Origin of the sequence: Carboxylicivirga agarovorans, assembly GCF_050589845.1 — a bacterium.
In the GTDB taxonomy this organism is placed as follows: Bacteria; Bacteroidota; Bacteroidia; order Bacteroidales; family Marinilabiliaceae; genus Carboxylicivirga; species Carboxylicivirga agarovorans.
In genome coordinates this window covers 1-16090 of sequence record NZ_JBNGPA010000022.1, presented here as the reverse complement: position 1 = coordinate 16090, position 16090 = coordinate 1, and the positions used below count along the sequence as shown (strand labels likewise).

General features: G+C 40.1%; 14 protein-coding genes. 2 read left to right on the top strand and 12 right to left on the bottom strand.

Annotated features, from left to right (window positions below):
* Positions 1-10: 10 nt before the first annotated feature.
* Both ACRD69_RS17900 and ACRD69_RS17895 read left to right on the top strand, forming a co-directional pair.
* Complete coding sequence (locus ACRD69_RS17900; protein WP_430816499.1) at positions 11-1519, top strand: sulfatase family protein; 1509 nt, start codon at positions 11-13, stop codon at positions 1517-1519.
* A gap of 46 nt (positions 1520-1565) precedes the next feature.
* The gene (locus tag ACRD69_RS17895) at positions 1566-3014 is read left to right on the top strand and encodes a sulfatase (RefSeq protein WP_430816498.1); all 1449 of its coding nucleotides are present in this window, start codon (positions 1566-1568) and stop codon (positions 3012-3014) included.
* A 207-nt stretch (positions 3015-3221) separates the two neighbouring features.
* Here the strand turns inward: ACRD69_RS17895 and ACRD69_RS17890 are convergent, their stop codons facing one another.
* The 12 genes from ACRD69_RS17890 to ACRD69_RS17835 all read right to left on the bottom strand — a co-directional run.
* The gene (locus ACRD69_RS17890; RefSeq protein WP_430816497.1) at positions 3222-3995 is read right to left on the bottom strand and encodes a hypothetical protein; all 774 of its coding nucleotides are present in this window, start codon (positions 3993-3995) and stop codon (positions 3222-3224) included.
* A 61-nt stretch (positions 3996-4056) separates the two neighbouring features.
* A complete protein-coding gene (locus ACRD69_RS17885) occupies positions 4057-4419 on the bottom strand; it encodes an RDD family protein (protein ID WP_430816496.1) in 363 nt (120 codons plus the stop codon).
* A 64-nt stretch (positions 4420-4483) separates the two neighbouring features.
* Positions 4484-6316 (bottom strand): rhomboid family intramembrane serine protease, encoded by a 1833-nt coding sequence (locus ACRD69_RS17880; RefSeq protein ID WP_430816495.1) that lies wholly within the window; start codon positions 6314-6316, stop codon positions 4484-4486.
* Positions 6317-6372: 56 nt separating this feature from the next.
* On the bottom strand, positions 6373-7050 hold the full coding sequence (locus tag ACRD69_RS17875; RefSeq protein WP_430816494.1) for a hypothetical protein: 678 nt from the start codon (positions 7048-7050) through the stop codon (positions 6373-6375).
* Positions 7051-7081: 31 nt separating this feature from the next.
* Positions 7082-7834 (bottom strand): alpha/beta fold hydrolase, encoded by a 753-nt coding sequence (locus tag ACRD69_RS17870; protein ID WP_430816493.1) that lies wholly within the window; start codon positions 7832-7834, stop codon positions 7082-7084.
* Positions 7835-7870: 36 nt separating this feature from the next.
* Positions 7871-8764, bottom strand: a complete 894-nt coding sequence (locus tag ACRD69_RS17865) for an alpha/beta fold hydrolase (protein WP_430816492.1) — start codon at positions 8762-8764, stop codon at positions 7871-7873.
* Between the two features lie 12 nt (positions 8765-8776).
* Positions 8777-9388 carry a MarC family protein gene (locus tag ACRD69_RS17860; RefSeq protein WP_430816491.1) on the bottom strand — a complete coding sequence of 204 codons (612 nt, stop codon included), beginning with the start codon at positions 9386-9388 and terminating at the stop codon, positions 8777-8779.
* Positions 9389-9568: 180 nt separating this feature from the next.
* Positions 9569-10015, bottom strand: a complete 447-nt coding sequence (locus tag ACRD69_RS17855) for a hypothetical protein (protein WP_430816490.1) — start codon at positions 10013-10015, stop codon at positions 9569-9571.
* A gap of 520 nt (positions 10016-10535) precedes the next feature.
* A complete protein-coding gene (locus ACRD69_RS17850) occupies positions 10536-12938 on the bottom strand; it encodes a mechanosensitive ion channel family protein (protein ID WP_430816489.1) in 2403 nt (800 codons plus the stop codon).
* Between the two features lie 212 nt (positions 12939-13150).
* Positions 13151-13702, bottom strand: a complete 552-nt coding sequence (locus ACRD69_RS17845; protein ID WP_430816488.1) for a hypothetical protein — start codon at positions 13700-13702, stop codon at positions 13151-13153.
* A 329-nt stretch (positions 13703-14031) separates the two neighbouring features.
* Positions 14032-14493: a hypothetical protein gene (locus tag ACRD69_RS17840; protein ID WP_430816487.1), complete on the bottom strand. Its 462-nt coding sequence runs from the start codon at positions 14491-14493 to the stop codon at positions 14032-14034.
* Positions 14494-14690: 197 nt separating this feature from the next.
* A partial coding sequence (locus ACRD69_RS17835; protein ID WP_430816486.1) for a T9SS type A sorting domain-containing protein occupies positions 14691-16090 on the bottom strand: 1400 nt, incomplete at its 5' end.

The following is a 16090-nucleotide window of genomic DNA, read 5'->3' as shown; positions in this document are numbered from 1 at the left end:
TATTGGAATTATGAAATTGATAATTAATCTACTTTTACTGTTCGTGCTTTTGGCAAGCTGCAGCGACTCTGCCCGCCAGGCCAAAGAATCGGATTCTGATTTGACCATTACACAAATAGAAGGGGCTAAGAAACGGAATGTTATATTTATTCTTACCGATGATCACAGGTATGACTATATGGGCTTTACCGGTAAGGTGCCCTGGTTAGAAACACCTGAAATGGACAAGCTGGCCAGCGAAGGAGCCTATATGAAAAATGCCTTTGTTACAACTTCACTGTGTTCTCCAAGCCGAGCCAGTATATTAACCGGTCAGTATTCGCATGTTCACACTATCGTTGATAATGTGGCTCCCGATCCAGGTAACCTGGTTTACTTTCCTCAATACCTTCAGAAAGCAGGATACCAAACTGGTTTCTTTGGTAAATGGCACATGGGCGACGAACATGACGATCCCCGACCTGGATTTGACCATTGGGAGAGCTTTAAGGGACAAGGTGATTATTATGCGCCTAACCTGAATATTAACGGAGAACGTGTACAGTATGATGAAGATACATATATAACAGATCTGTTGACCGAGCATGCATTGGAATGGCTGGATAAGCGTGATCAGGATAAACCATTCTTCATGTACCTGTCGCACAAAGCCGTTCATGCCTTGTTTAAACCGGCCAAGCGTCATGACGGGGTCTATGATGGAAAAACAATTGATAAACCTGCTACCTATACACAAACAATTGGTGAAGACTATAAAGACCTGAAGTGGCCGGAGTGGGTGAAACAGCAACGCCACAGCTGGCATGGTGTTGATTATATGTACCATGATAAAAACGGTACTTTCGATGAGAATCTTCAGAAATACTGTGAAACTTTACTGGGCGTTGATGAAAGCATCGGTTCGGTGATGGAATGGTTGCGGGCCAATGGTTTGGATGAGTCAACCATGGTAATATATATGGGTGACAATGGTTTTAGCTGGGGAGAACACGGGCTGATCGATAAACGCCATTTTTATGAGGAATCGGTTAAGGTACCAATGTTAATTCGTTGCCCTGAGATATTCGAAGGGGGTAAAAATATAGAACGCATGGTACAGAATGTGGATGTGGCACCTACCATATTTGAGTGTGCCGGATTAAAAAAGCCGGACTATATGCCTGGTAAGTCGATGATACAATTATTAGAGGGTAATGAAGAAGGCTGGCGTAAACGCGTCTATTACGAGTACTTCTGGGAATATGATTTTCCAATGACTCCAACTGTGTTCGGCGTTCGTACCGATCAGTACAAATACATGCGTTATCAGGGTGTATGGGACCAGAACGAGCTATATGATATTATCAATGATCCTGATGAGAAATATAACCTGATGGGTAATCCTGAATATGCTGATGTGGCGAAGCAACTGGCCTCGGATTTATATGATTGGCTCGAAGAAACACATGGTATGAATATACCTTTAAAGCGAACAGTGAAAAATCCTTATGGCGATTACCGTCATCCAAAACAATATTAATTTGAAAGACGGGCTTTTATAGCTCGTTTTTTAATAACAAGCTGTTATGAAATATATTCAGATTCTATTCGCATTAGTTCTTGTTACTCTTCTGCAGGGGTGTGGACAAGAAAGCAAAGAAAAGGCGCCAAACATTATTTTCTTTTTGGCTGATGATCTGGGGTGGGCCGATGTGGGCTATAATGGTTCAGAGTTCTATGAAACTCCTAATATCGATAAGCTGGCCGGCAATGGTATGATCTTTAACAACGCTTATGCCACTCATCCACGATGTGTTCCTTCGCGTTATTCCATTATAACAGGTAAATACCCTGCCCGTGCTCAGATGCCGGGGCCTGGTGAAGGAAAGTTAAATGTTCGTCCGGGTGATGAAGGAAAGTTAAAGGCCGATGAACAAACCATTGCATCGGCATTGAAAGAAGCTGGTTATGCAACACTTTTTGCCGGTAAGTGGCATTTGGCAACATCAGGAACCATGCCACAGGATGTGGGTTTTGATGTTAATATTGCCGGTGGACATGCGGGTTCGCCAATTTCTTACTTTTATCCTTATAATGAAGGGAAGCAGAAAGGTAAAAAAGCACCAATCGAAGGATTGGATGATGGAGTAGAGGGGCAATACCTGACTGACCATTTAACGGATAAGACCATTGAATGGTTAAAGCAACAGCATCAAAGTCAGCCTGATCAGCCATTTTTTGCATTTGTTTCGCATTACGCTGTTCATGAACCATTGCATGGGAAACCAGAGCATGTGAAAAAGTTCAAAGACAAGTTGTCAACCATGAGCTATGATGGCGAACCTTTTATTGAAGAAGGTACCGGAACCACCAAGATGCATCAGGATGACCCGGAATATGCAGCGTTGATATACAGTATGGATGAAAACCTGGGACGCCTTTTGAATACCGTAGAACAAATGGGAGAAACGGATAATACAATTGTTATCTTCTTTTCAGATAATGGAGGTTTGTCAAACAAGGGATTTAATCCGAGACGGGTAGCTACGTCTAACCATCCTCTGCGCGCGGGGAAAGGACACTTGTATGAAGGAGGAGTTCGTGAGCCCATGATTGTCAGCTGGCCTGGCATTACCAAAGCCGGTACATATAATAACACTGTTGTTACCGGAACAGATTTCTTTCCAACCATTCTGGATATGGCCGGAGCAGCTTTACTTCCTGAAGCGCATTTGGACGGTGTTAGCCTGAGTCCTTTTATTAAGGGAGACAAGCAACCAGATAGCGAGCGAGCTATCTATTGGCACTCACCAGTCAGCAGACCACATGCAACGGGCGATATCGACTGTTCAGCCATTCTTATGGGACAATACAAGTTGATCGATTACTATAACAATGATAGAGTTGAATTGTATGATCTGTCAACAGATATTGGTGAACAACATGATCTGTCAGAAGAACAGCCCGAAATAAGCCAAAAACTATCCGGAAAACTGGAGAAGTGGCGCCAGGAAGTGAATGCATTTATGAAGTAATGGTATTGTGAATTATGATTGACGAATTAAAAACCCGGGTCTCACATTAGAGAACCGGGTTTTTAATTCGTTTATCAATTCGACAATTAGTTCGCAAGATCACTAAATAATTCAACTACTCAACTCTTCAACTACTCAACTACTCAACTACTCAACTAATCAACTTCTCAACTAATCAACAGTTTAACAATTGAATACTATAACAATCTACGATTTCTTAAAATAGCGGTCGTTACTGGATTGTTTAAAATAGCGACTGTCAGCCTCGCCACTAACGGAAGTGGTTTCGGGCTTTTGCTGATCTTGGGGCTTTTTTATCGTCTCCTTAGTCGTGTCAGGGTCATCGCTCAGATAGATGGGTTCATCTGCTGTGGCACTTATTTCCAATACCCGACCATAAGCTTCCGGTAAATGAAGTGATTCGGCACTTTTCCAAATGCCTTTGCCGTAGACAGCAACTTCTTCGCCTTCTTCTAATACACCTTCTTTATAGCGCAGTGTTTTGTTAAAACCTAACATGTTTTCGCTTTCATGACCTTTTTGGTTCAGGTATCGCTCAAGGTTTTGACTGGCATCGTTTAAAAAGCCTGACCTATACTTGCGGTCTTGCACGATGTAGCTTTTAACATTGGTGCCATTTATAAAAGCCCGGTTTTCACCATCGCGTATAACAAAATCCCCGGTAACCTCTTCCTCTACAAGCGTATGCCAGCTGGAGCTTTTACCCGACGAACGTTCCTGTTCAACTTTGATGTAGTAATGAGCACAATGTCGTCCTGATAAGGGTGCAGTTAATGGAGTACCAGTGCACTCAATGGTACCAACCACCCTGGCTGTTTCTTCATCTTTGAAATCATTCAGGTCTTTGCGTTCAGCTTTCTTAAGTTTGCGTTTAACAACCGCTTTATTGGAATAGAATGCGGCAATTACTATGAATATGGCAACTACTGCGAAAATAATAATGAAAATGGTGCTTTCCATATTAAGGTGTCTTTATAATAATTACTGTTTATTGGAGAAGGTATATCCCGGTTGTTTGGATTTATTTATTTGATTTAACCACCATTGTGCGTGATATTTTATCATGGGCGCCTACCTCCGTTCCCAAAAGGTAGGACATAACATCGAAGGGATTGAATCTTAATACTGTTCTTAATAATATTCTTAAGAAACCTGGTTTTGTGTGTTTCGAATCCACAACTTTCGTATCTGTAATGATCTTACCAATTGTTCGCCCGTTTATTGATTCGAAAATCAAATAGTAAAAGAACATGCAAACATACATGATGATATTAGGATTTATGGAGACAATGATCAAATTACTAATTACACTGTAAGCAACAGCTATCGCTAAAAGATCAATGGTGAAATTGATAATTCTTATGCCTTTATCCGGAATATTCATAGGTGTCAGTTATTAGAGGTTTAAGACTGTGTTTTTATCAAATACATACTGCATGGAGCGTCCGTTAATCTTCAATTGCCAGCGTATTTCCATATTCATCCCATTTACGGTTATACCTTATAAAACTATTATTCCGGTAGAGCATTTCATCCTTTTTTTGTCCATTGGAATAATAATCAGTTGTTATCCCTTCCCGTTTGCCATTAATGTATTTTATTTCAGATTTTAACTGGCCGTTTTTATACCATTCTTTATAGGTTCCATGCAATCTTCCATTAACATAATAGGTTTCACTTTCTATTTGTCCGTTTTTATGATAGGCTCTTAATACTTTTGTTGAGTCGTTAATATAGGTGTTTCCCGAAGCCGTATGTCTTGGATATTTTACCTTTTTCGTGGTGATCAATACCACTCCGTTCTTTCCGCGATCTCCGTATAAAGCTGTGGCTGCCTCATCTTTGAGAACGTTAAGCTGATCGATTGATAGCGGGTCAATATGGTTAACGGACTCGACCGGCACACCATCTACCACATACAACGGACCTTTGGAATTGATAATACTTTCACTTAGTTGAAGTTCTTCTTCAGGTATATTTACAACCAGTGCACTGTCGGGCACATCGGCACCATGTATCCTTTCCACAAGCAGGTTAATTTTATCAGTGTATTCTGCAATGGACAGGTCGTAAGCGGATGTTTGCTGACGAATGGAGCGTTCAAGAAGTTTAAAACTGGCTATTCGATAATCACAATAGAGCTTTAATAACCTGTTCTGCTCATAATACTCCTCTGGTAAGTTGCTTATGGTATCCAGCTGGTTCACTATAGCAAGGCATTTTTTCCAATTGGGAATTCCGTCTATGGTAACGGCCTTAAGAACCATCTCATCAGAAGCATTCTCAGGCAGATTGTTGATGCTCAGTGCTGTTTCTTCCAATATGGTGAATTCATTCATCATTTTATTGTATGTTCCCATCTGATTGGGAACAATGGCAGGCAGTGAAATGGTAAGTAAAGTAATGGCCAGTGCCACTAAGAAATTAGTAATACGAGTCAGGCGCAGATTATTTCGGGTGACAAAAAAGATGCTTCCTATGATAAGCCCACTTACCAATCCTCCAATGTGGGCAGCATTATCAATACCTTCCTCTGTAAAACCACTAAACAAGTTATAACCAACAAATATGAATACACTGGTAATAAAGTTACCACGTATTTTCTTGGGTATTTCTATGCCTTTCAATAACAACAAAGCAATAAGTACCCCATACATGCCAAATATGGCTCCTGAGGCACCAGCTGAAACAATGTTTTCATTACTAACAATACTTGCAATGCTGGCCAGTACGGCTGTCATCAGGTAGGCAAACAGAAATTTGGAACTGCCTGTTTGTGTCTCAATTTCTTTACCGATAAACAGCAAGGCATACATGTTAAAGAGCAGATGCATGACTCCTATATGTAAAAAGGCGCTGCTTAGTAAACGCCATGCTTCACCCATAAGGGTTACAGACCTAAGGTTACCTCCCCAGTTTATCAGATCTTCAACGCCTGGCTCAAGAGGGTGAACACCAGAAAGAACCATAACAAAGAATACCAGAATATTGATATAAATAATAATGGGGGTGATGATGTAACCACTTCCCGGCAACAGCCCGCTCATTATTTCAGAGAATGAGCGATGCAGGTTATAGTCCTCCTCTGCTTCCTGATCCTTATTCTTTTCATCAATATCATTCTCAAGGGTTGATTCATATACTCTGGCTTTGCGTCGTTTTTCTACTTCATACAAAGCAGCTGAGAAAGCTTCATCCTGATAGTCTCCCCTGTTCTCAATTATTTCTTTTAACTCAGCATCTGATTTATCTTCCATTTTCCTGGCGAAGAGATTGTTCATTTTTATTGAGTTTTAATTTCTTGGGCGATTTATTTTATAACTGTCTCAGCAATGAATTACTCCTTCAATTCAACACCATGATACGGGCAATATTCCCAGTTTCCTTTCATTTCGGCTCCATCTACAGGACACTTTTTAGAGGGTAACAAGCAAACTAATGGTAGCTTATATTCAAATTCTTTGTTTGAATGCTTAATCTTAAACTGACCTTTTTGATATTCGTTAAAAACATTGGCCCCTTGTTGATCTTTAACTTCAAAGAAGTAAAAATGCATGCCTTGCCCCATTTGTCCCAGCATTTGAGCAAACATAGGGCGAATTGCTTCAGAGAAAGCTAAAGCCTCGGGTGATAGTTCTTCATTCGTAAGTGGAAAATAATTGTTGTTATCACTGTCTATTACCGCAATGGTCTTACTAAGTTCGGTTTTATTGGTAAATGTCATCATTCCGTTTACTTGAATTTCACCATCGAGAGCACAAACCAATACATAATCCTCAAAGGCTCTTTCAATTTCTGACAAAACCTGCTCGTTAACCATAGGACTGTCGGCAAGAGCCAGCCTCCAATAGCTTTTAGGAATCCAGAATGCCAAAGACATGTTGTTTTGCTCCTTGTGCCAGATCTGTATTTCTCTGATATATTCGGTAAGTTCAACTTTTGTGTTTGTTTGCGCTATAGAGGTAGCGCTAATTAGGATTAAAAGTGCTAAAATAAGTAATCGCATATGTTTCATATAATTTGTATGTAAGGTGTAAAAAATATCTTCAGGTATTAATAATCGCCTTTTTAAGTAACTCAAAAAATGCTATGTCATTAGAAAGCATTGCAGGGTGATTGCCTTTTTTAAATAAGTTTATTCTTAATAATGGATTTTTCTTTTGTAAGTCACTGTATATGTCTTCAAGGTATGGACAATATTCGTCTTCTTTACTTCCTGTCAGCAATGTTGGAACTTTTAACTCAGAAATTGACCGATGAAAAAAGGACTTACCATGCCGGGTAAATTCAAGTAGCATTTTTGTGTCTGCATCAACGATGTCTTCCCAGTCTGAACCGTGGTTATGTTTCCAGAATAATTGTGTAGAAGCATCTTTTTTACCAACTTCCCGCTCAGCTTCCAAAGAATCCATATACGATGTTAAAGGAAATTCACCTTCAAAGCTGTCAGCAACAATATAATGGAAACATTCAGGATGCTCAAGTGCCAGATTAATGGCTACCAGGGCACCTCCACTTGTTCCAATAAGAGAGAGTTTATCGAGTTTAAGAAGCTTGATTAATTTATAACAGGCTTTAGAATTATAGTACCAGAAATCGATTTCAAACTTCTTCATTCGTTCTGATTGCCCATGGCCGGGGAAGTCAATGGTTATGACCTGAAAGTATTCTGCATATGACTCAATCAGGCCATTAAACATGCATGAAGAGGCAGTATTTCCATGTAATAAAAGGAGAGGAGTACCTTTCCCACATACCTTGTAATACACTTTTCTGTTATCAAACTCAAAGTATGCCATTGTCTTATACTATTTTTAATGCTGCATACCGATTTGTTATTCATTCAATCCAATCATCTCCATCAAAACATCTTTACTTGTTGGTCGTGCAAATGGCGTAGAAAGAAAACGATTTGACATTGAGTTATATAGTTCATGTTCATCACGAATCATAAAATGTGTTGCGCCGGGCATTACAAATAAATGAGCATTAGGTATGTTTTCGAATATGGAGAGTATATGACGGGTTTTTATAATATCGTTGTCGCTTGTCATTACCAGTACAGGGCATTTAATTTTTGATAGATCTGAAAGGGTAATGTTAGGGTAATCGCGCATCAGATTCATGTGAAGTTGTTCATTGGCCCAATTACGACTTTGATCTCCACTCCTGATCATTGAGTCGATAAGTGCCCTGTATTGTTTGCTTAACTCCAGTTCCCATGATTCAATTGCTGCTTCACCAGGAACAATATTAGGTACTGCTGCCACCAGTTTACTTATTTTGTCGGGGTAATTGATGGCCATCAGCAAACCAATAATTCCACCATCACTATGACCAAGTACATGGGCCGATTTGATGGCTAAACTATTGATAACAGCCATGTAGTCACCAGCCATCATTTTATAGTTCAGGGAGTCAGCCCCTCCAGATCGTCCATGTGTTCTGTTATCGGCAACAATGACAAAATACTCTTCTTTAAAGTAATCGATCTGATGGGACATTGAAGCAATAGAACCACCATTACCATGTATCAGCACAAGAGCTTGATGTTCTTTGTTACCATAGGTTTCAAAATATATCTGACTGCCGTTAAGCTCTATAAACCTGCCGTTTGTATCATTTTTACCATAGGCATCCTGGTTTACCTTTTTATCTCCTCCGCATGAAAGAAGAACCAAAGCCAGTAATAGGATGCTGATGAATGTTTTACCTGTATGATTGATCATGGCGTAAGTGTTTTACAAGTTAAACGATAGTTTAATGCCTTCGGTAATCATGTCAATGCCAATAATAGCGAGAATCAGTCCCATTAGCTTGCCAACAACCGATATGAGGTTAGGACCGACCATATCAACTATTTTTTCGCTGAATACAAAAGCCAGATAGGTTAAAAATATCAATGCCGCAAAAATGCCGATAACAATGCCTATGTGAATGAAGTTGGCATTGGTAACGCTATTCATCGCGGTGACAATAGTGCCGGGACCAGCCAGAATAGGGATAGCCAATGGTGAAATAGCCAGGTTGTTATTTCCTTCGGTATTGTTATGATGAATTTTTGACTTTTGAGACATCAGCATTTCAAAACCTACATAAAAGATCAGTATACCACCAGTGATTTTAAAAGCAGGAATAGTTATACCAAATAATTCAAAGATGTATTTACCGGCAATAACAAAGGTGATAACAATAATAAAGGCAGTAAGGGTTCCTGTGCGGGCTACCTTGCGCTTGTTTTCTTTTGATTCACCTTCTACAAGCCCCAGGAAAATTGGAGTATTGGCGATGGGGTTCATGATAGCGAAAAAGCTCATAAACACAGTTAGGGAATAGGTTAGCAGGTTTTCCATAGGTATTTACTTATTGTTTTACCGTTAGCCAGATCAGAGCCATTAAGTATTATTTATCGAATTGCTTTTAATTCTTCTTTCATTTTCAGCTGACGTTTCAATAAAGCACTTTAAACCTGTATTAAACCTTGTACAACAGTCTATGTCTTTTAAGGCCTGATACAGGTCTAAAGCATTATTTTACGATTCTTTTTCTTCTAACTCAATGGTGTCAGCAAACTTGTTCTGTGCTATCTTTTTTAATTTCTTGTCACTGATGCTTTCACCTTTAACGCCTGTCATGCTTCCTGCAGCAAGGCTTATATGGTATTCTTTGCCTTTCTCAAATTCAAAGGTTTCAACATAAGGAGCACCAATACCGCTTCCGGAAAACTCGGCAACACATTTCACTTTTATGGTACCGGCAGAATGAAGTTTGTATACTAATTTTGTATTGGTTAAGAGTTGGCATACCTCTTCGTCGTTAAATAGTATCTTTATGGTTAAGCCGGTACCACCACTCATCATACTTTCCTTAAGACGATATACATTAATTAGAGCATAATCATCTTCGCTGGATTGACCATAAGATGCCAATGAAATGCTTAACATTAAAATGGCAATTAAAATTCCCGGGATTTTTCTCATAATACTTTAAGTTATAATAAAGCCTACTCTTTTGTTTTTCGGCAAACACATTTATTATCAACGATATATTAATGGTCGGACCATTTTTGTTTTACATTAAATTCCTGTTGAATAACCTTTTATACAGTAGTGTTTATCTAATTTTACTTCCCCGTTTATCGATTCTCACTTACACCAGGCACGGCGGGGAAGTTAATTTCCGATTAGTCTTTACTAAAATAGCTTTTCTCAATGATTAATAAGCATTATGTTGACAGAATATGCTTTTTTTTTGGTAAGCTAACTTAATTGTATGATGGGATATGTTTAATTTTAGATTACAAATGTTTGCTATACCCGGGGGCATATTTATGAGATGAAACTCTCATTATTTCCCGTGAATAGACCTTTAGTTAAAGGCCAGACAGAGCTGCTTAATCCTGTTCAATATGAAAGTGGCATTTACATTGAAAAATCCAATTTTTCAACACAGAAGCCATATGACCAAGTCGGATAATCTCAATCATAATATCCTACTTTATCACCCTTTATCTTTAATAATATGAATATCGCGCTGTGGGAAAGGAATGGAGATACCTTCCTTGTTAAGCGCATCATAAACCATTTGGGTAATATCACTTTGGATATTGATGCCCTGTCGTACTTTAGACACCCAGTATAGCATGCGGAAATCCAGTGAGCTATCACCCATGTTAATAAAGAGTACGTCAGGTTCAGGAAAGTCAAGGATGTCCTTGTGTTTCTTAATCTGCTCTTCCAATATGCCTCTTACCTTTTCAACGTCAGAGCCATAAGCAACACCAACAAATACCTCATAACGTCTTATCTGGTCGGAGTGGGTCCAGTTTATAACTTCGTTAGAGATGAGCTGTCCATTGGGAACTATTACCTCAGCCCCGTCAAAGGTGCGTACAACACTTGAACGAATGCCGATTGATCTCACGCGGCCACGTAACTGTCCAACTTCAATGACATCATCTATTTTAATGGGTCGTTCAAATAAGAGGATAAAACCAGAAACCAGGTTGTTAAATATATTTTGAAGACCAAAACCAATACCTACACCAAAGGCCCCGATTAAAATGGCGAAGTTCTCCATACGAAAACCCGCCACTGAGAATGCGAAGGTTACGCCAATGGTAATAATAGCGTATTTGGCCATCAGAGATATGGTATGAGGTAATCCTTTGCCGAGCTTAGTGCGGCTTAGAACATCTTCTTCCAGGATGACTTTAACCACATTGGATAAGAATATGGATAAGGATAAGGTGAGGACCAGGAAGATTATATCTTCAATAGAAAAGCTTATTTCACCAAATTTAAATTGGTAAGTGATACTTGATTTTATTGCGTTAATTACGGGTTCATCAAAACCAACGCTCGCAAGAATTATGTATAAAACCAAGGCAGGAGTGGCGATGGACACAAACTGAATTAGCCTGTTTTTAACACCTTCCCCATAATGTTGTACTACCTTCAGGTGTTTGACCCTTTCCATACTGAAAAGCAGTTCAAGAAGACCATTTACAATAAGCATGGATACGAATAACAATGATATACTGAATGCATTGGCCAATACTACATTAACAACCAGCTCGGTTAAAACAATATAACCGAACAGACCGAGAATAATAACCATTACAATAATACCAATGGCTAAAATAAGAAACTTGTTAACGAGGGTGCTCAGAAGTTTACTATTAAAAGTATTGGTTTTGACCACCATTTTAATGCGTATCATTACAAATAACTCCAATAGAATAGCAATCAACAGATAAAGACGATATGCCATGTGGTTAGGAGGGAAGAGATTGATAATCGACTGGACAAATATCAGGAAAAACAAGATGACGATAACTGAAAACAATTTTTTATTTATCAGGCGATATAATAAAATAGTTAATGGAATACATATAATAATGCGAATGCCATCTTTGAAAAGTAAAGGCTGGTTGGGGAATAACAAAGCCGATAACCAAATGAAAAGAACGAAAGCGGTACTGTAGTGAGCGGTTAGTAATAGCTTGAATTGCTGGGCGTAATAACTATCGATATCTAAAATTCCTTTACGGATTATTGCTTTTCGGGTCTGCCGGAACAATATCATCCCACTTACCAGGATAACAATGAATAATAGGGCCTCGCTATGTTTGTCTTTCATGTAATCTTCCAATAGCCTGCTTTCGATCATCAGGCTCTTTTGCAATACTTTTTGAGCCGATATGTATTGGTTTTTATTCAGCAGGTTTGAAAAATCTACCTTGGTTCGGGCAAAGATATTATGGCGTTCCTGGTCAAGCTTATTTTCTATGCGCTCAAGAATGGATGTTATCTGTTCCGATTTAGAAATGGTCTTATCCTGGATCTCTAACAATATGCTGCGTTGTTGATGCAATTGGTTCAGCAGGGTGTCATTTTTTGTCACTACCTCAATGATATTGGCCTTGACCACACTATCCGTTTCCTCGGCAGATATTGAACGGCCTATCTTAGACCATGTATCGCCGATGGCTTCAGCTTTCATAGCCAGATCTTCATTTTGCTTTAAATGCAATGATATACGCTCCTGAATTGTTTCGAGCTGTTGCAGACGCTGATTCCATACAGAGCGCTTATTAATTAAATGGCGCTTATTGAAAAGTGTTAGCTCAATATTTTTTTCCTGTACAATTAAGCTGTCTATGAGATTGAGCGTTGATGAATTGCCGGTTTTAATTTTTTCTAATTGTTCGGGTTTGAGCAGACTGCGTTTAATCTGATTGATATCTCGGGTGGCATCTGCACTTTTGCTGGGTATCTCTATTACATCAACTGGTTTGAAGGCAGCTGTGGTATCTGCCTTTTCACTACTTACCATCTGGGCACTCGCCAGAATAACGCTTAGGTAACATATCAGACTGAGGCTTATTTTTTTAACACCCATTTAGTTTGGTTTAAAAGTTATTTACTATAAAAATAAGAGAAGATTTGCAATTATGGTACTAAAACCACCATAGAAAGTAAAAAGACCCATGCCAGATAAAGGGAGTCACAGGCTTTCTCTCGTTTCCAGCCAAACTGACCGGTGAGAAGAAAAAAAACGCCCCGCCTTCCATTATAGGAAGCGGGGCGTTTTTAAGAAGAACCCTATTAATTTCAATATTCCAGACCTTGTATCAATTCAAATTGCAGGTTGTAGCCCTTAGGAATAGTGATATTGCCATCGCCACCCAAAAGCGAAGCAGCTCCCATTGTAGCAGCACCTCTTCCTGCACCTTTACCGCCATTGTATACAGCACCAACACCTGCTCCAACGGCTACGTTTCGTGCTGTTCTGCGTCCCTGCCCTTCTGATGCGGATACAACCAGTGCAGAACTGGCAATATCAACATATTCATCACCTCTTTGAATTTTAGTAAGTCTGACTGTTATATCAGCTCTTCCGGCTAAGCGACCTGCTGTTGTTGTAGAAGTAACCTGGCCCATCACCCTGGTTCCGGCCGGAATGATGATTTTATTGTCGGCCAGTACATCAAAATCAACTGTACCGCCAAACTGTGTGCCTGCCTGAGTGCCATGGGAACTTAATGCACGATCGAGTTGAATACTTACAGCTGTCCCCGGTGGAATAGTGTTAGTAGCAATAGTAAGCTGCTGTACCATTGTAAAAAGAATTAAAACGCCTGTGATTTTTGCTAATCTGTTCATGACTCTAATAGTTGTGTTAGTATTAAATTTCTATGACACAAAAATGCAGGTATATTGCTGAGGATAGTACCCTTTATAGCCCAATGATTGTTCCTGATAGCTCAAATGAAAAATAAAGAGGGTGTCCAAATTATAGTTCACATATGGTGCAGAACCAGAATGACATATGCTTGTGTTATTAACGAGATTCGCGAAACACATATGGTGGCTTAAACCTCATTATATGCACTTTGCTTAATAAAGAAAAGCTGCCAAAGGGTGACAGCTTTTCATCGGGGCTGATTTAATTTAGTATATAGAATTGGGTACTAAATTCATATTTCCTATTACTATTCAGCAGTTTCGCAAGGTGTTTGGCGCTGACATTGGTCAGGACCATAGTTGCTATTCGTTGCAAGACAACAATTGATCATTTGCTTTTCTTTCAGCCATTTTAAGCCGGCATCAGGTGTGCTGAACGCTTCGTTGATAAACAATGGACTGTCTTTTAAATACTCTTTGTACATCATTGCCAGTACTGTTTGCTGAGGGCCACCTACAATATGCGCCATACAGACCTTGTTAAAGCACGATAAATGTTCCAGCACCTGGGCAATGATCCGGTGTAGATCGCGGGTATGGTTAATTAGTATTTCTGAGCGGGTGTCGTCCTGAAGGATATATAAACAATTATAGCTGGTGCGTAATTGGGCCAGCCGGTCAATATACTCATAGATTTCATCAATCTGTACCTGCCCCGTCCAGCTTGAACAAATGACTTGTTTTTCATGGTTAAATTCAAAGTATATCATATCCCTTATTGTGGTTAACTAATAGGTGGTGATTGCCGAAATAACAGCAAATCAGAATGGGGGTATACTGAAGAAGTCTAAACTTACAGTGATGTGCTTAACTTCTCTATTGCTATGAATTCTACCTTAATCACTTAATCGTAATAATATCCGGACCCTGTACAGGGTCCGGATAAAATCAAAAACTTAACAAACTATTATTGCTTGACAAACTTAATAGTCCGGTTATAGACACCACCATTCACATTGATAAAGTAAATGCCATTGGATAGAGCATTCAGATCAATGTTATTAATTGATTGAGTGGTCTCGAATTGATTAACTACAGTTCCATTGCTGTTAATCACTGAAATAATCACTAGTCCTTCCACAATACCCAACTCGACATTAATTTCAGATGACGCTGGATTAGGATAAATTAGTAGTTTGGCAGCACTTGTATTATCTATAGAAGTGGCTATCGGATCAAGTGTTACCGTTGGTCCTCCAACAGTAATACCTGTTTCACTGGTCACTTCAAAGGTCCCGGTTACAGTAACGTATCCCGACATACTCACTGTATAATCGTATGTTCCGAACTTCACATCGGCGAAATCGGCAAAACCACCCATGGCTGATGTAGCTGTATATGTATTGCTTCCGTCGGTCAGTTCCACAGTTGCGCCGTCCAGCTCATTACCGCCCATAGGTCCGGCAGGGACAGAAGAGTCGTAGATCACGAAAGCAAACGAGCGAACCGGATCAAGCGTAATCATCGGACCACCGACAGTAATGCCTGTTTCAGCAGTCACTTCAAAGGTACCTGTTACCGTGCCGTATCCCGCCATGCTCACTGTATAATCATACGTTCCGAACTTCACATCCGCGAAATCGGCAAAACCACCCATGGCTGATGTAGCTGTATATGTATTGCTTCCGTCAGTCAGTTCCACAGTTGCGCCGTCCAGTTCATTACCGCCCATCGGTCCGGCAGGGACAGAAGAGTCGTAGATCACGAAAGCAAACGAGCGAACCGGATCAAGCGTAATCATCGGACCACCGACAGTAATGCCTGTTTCAGCAGTCACTTCAAAGGTACCTGTTACTGTACCGTATCCCGCCATGCTCACTGTATAATCATACGTTCCGAACTTAACATCGGCGAAATCGGCAAAACCACCCATGGCTGATGTTGCAGTATATGTACTAACTCCGTCGGTCAGTTCCACAGTTGCGCCGTCCAGTTCATTACCGCCCATCGGTCCGGCAGGGACAGAAGAGTCGTAGATCACGAAAGCAAACGAACGAACCGGATCAAGCGTAATCATCGGACCACCGACAGTAACACCTGTTTCAGCAGTTACTTCAAAGGAACCGGTTACCGTGCCATATCCCGCCATGCTCACTGTATAATCATACGTTCCGAACTTAACATCCGCGAAATCGGCAAAACCACCCATGGCTGATGTTGCAGTATATGTACTAACTCCGTCGGTCAGTTCCACAGTTGCGCCGTCCAGTTCATTACCGCCCATCGGTCCGGCAGGGACAGAAGAGTCGTAGATCACGAAAGCAAACGAACGAACCGGATCAAGCGTAATCATCGGACCACCGACAG

What these genes read in the sequence shown, in the direction of transcription:
- ACRD69_RS17880 (WP_430816495.1), bottom strand. Translation starts at nt 6,316, where the DNA reads ATGAACAATCTCTTCGCCAGGAAAATGGAAGATAAATCAGATGCTGAG.
- ACRD69_RS17840 (WP_430816487.1), bottom strand. Translation starts at nt 14,493, where the DNA reads ATGATATACTTTGAATTTAACCATGAAAAACAAGTCATTTGTTCAAGC.
- ACRD69_RS17845 (WP_430816488.1), bottom strand. Translation starts at nt 13,702, where the DNA reads ATGAACAGATTAGCAAAAATCACAGGCGTTTTAATTCTTTTTACAATG.
- ACRD69_RS17865 (WP_430816492.1), bottom strand. Translation starts at nt 8,764, where the DNA reads ATGATCAATCATACAGGTAAAACATTCATCAGCATCCTATTACTGGCT.
- ACRD69_RS17850 (WP_430816489.1), bottom strand. Translation starts at nt 12,938, where the DNA reads ATGGGTGTTAAAAAAATAAGCCTCAGTCTGATATGTTACCTAAGCGTT.
- ACRD69_RS17885 (WP_430816496.1), bottom strand. Translation starts at nt 4,419, where the DNA reads ATGAATATTCCGGATAAAGGCATAAGAATTATCAATTTCACCATTGAT.
- ACRD69_RS17875 (WP_430816494.1), bottom strand. Translation starts at nt 7,050, where the DNA reads ATGAAACATATGCGATTACTTATTTTAGCACTTTTAATCCTAATTAGC.
- ACRD69_RS17900 (WP_430816499.1), top strand. Translation starts at nt 11, where the DNA reads ATGAAATTGATAATTAATCTACTTTTACTGTTCGTGCTTTTGGCAAGC.
- ACRD69_RS17890 (WP_430816497.1), bottom strand. Translation starts at nt 3,995, where the DNA reads ATGGAAAGCACCATTTTCATTATTATTTTCGCAGTAGTTGCCATATTC.
- ACRD69_RS17855 (WP_430816490.1), bottom strand. Translation starts at nt 10,015, where the DNA reads ATGAGAAAAATCCCGGGAATTTTAATTGCCATTTTAATGTTAAGCATT.
- ACRD69_RS17870 (WP_430816493.1), bottom strand. Translation starts at nt 7,834, where the DNA reads ATGGCATACTTTGAGTTTGATAACAGAAAAGTGTATTACAAGGTATGT.
- ACRD69_RS17860 (WP_430816491.1), bottom strand. Translation starts at nt 9,388, where the DNA reads ATGGAAAACCTGCTAACCTATTCCCTAACTGTGTTTATGAGCTTTTTC.
- ACRD69_RS17895 (WP_430816498.1), top strand. Translation starts at nt 1,566, where the DNA reads ATGAAATATATTCAGATTCTATTCGCATTAGTTCTTGTTACTCTTCTG.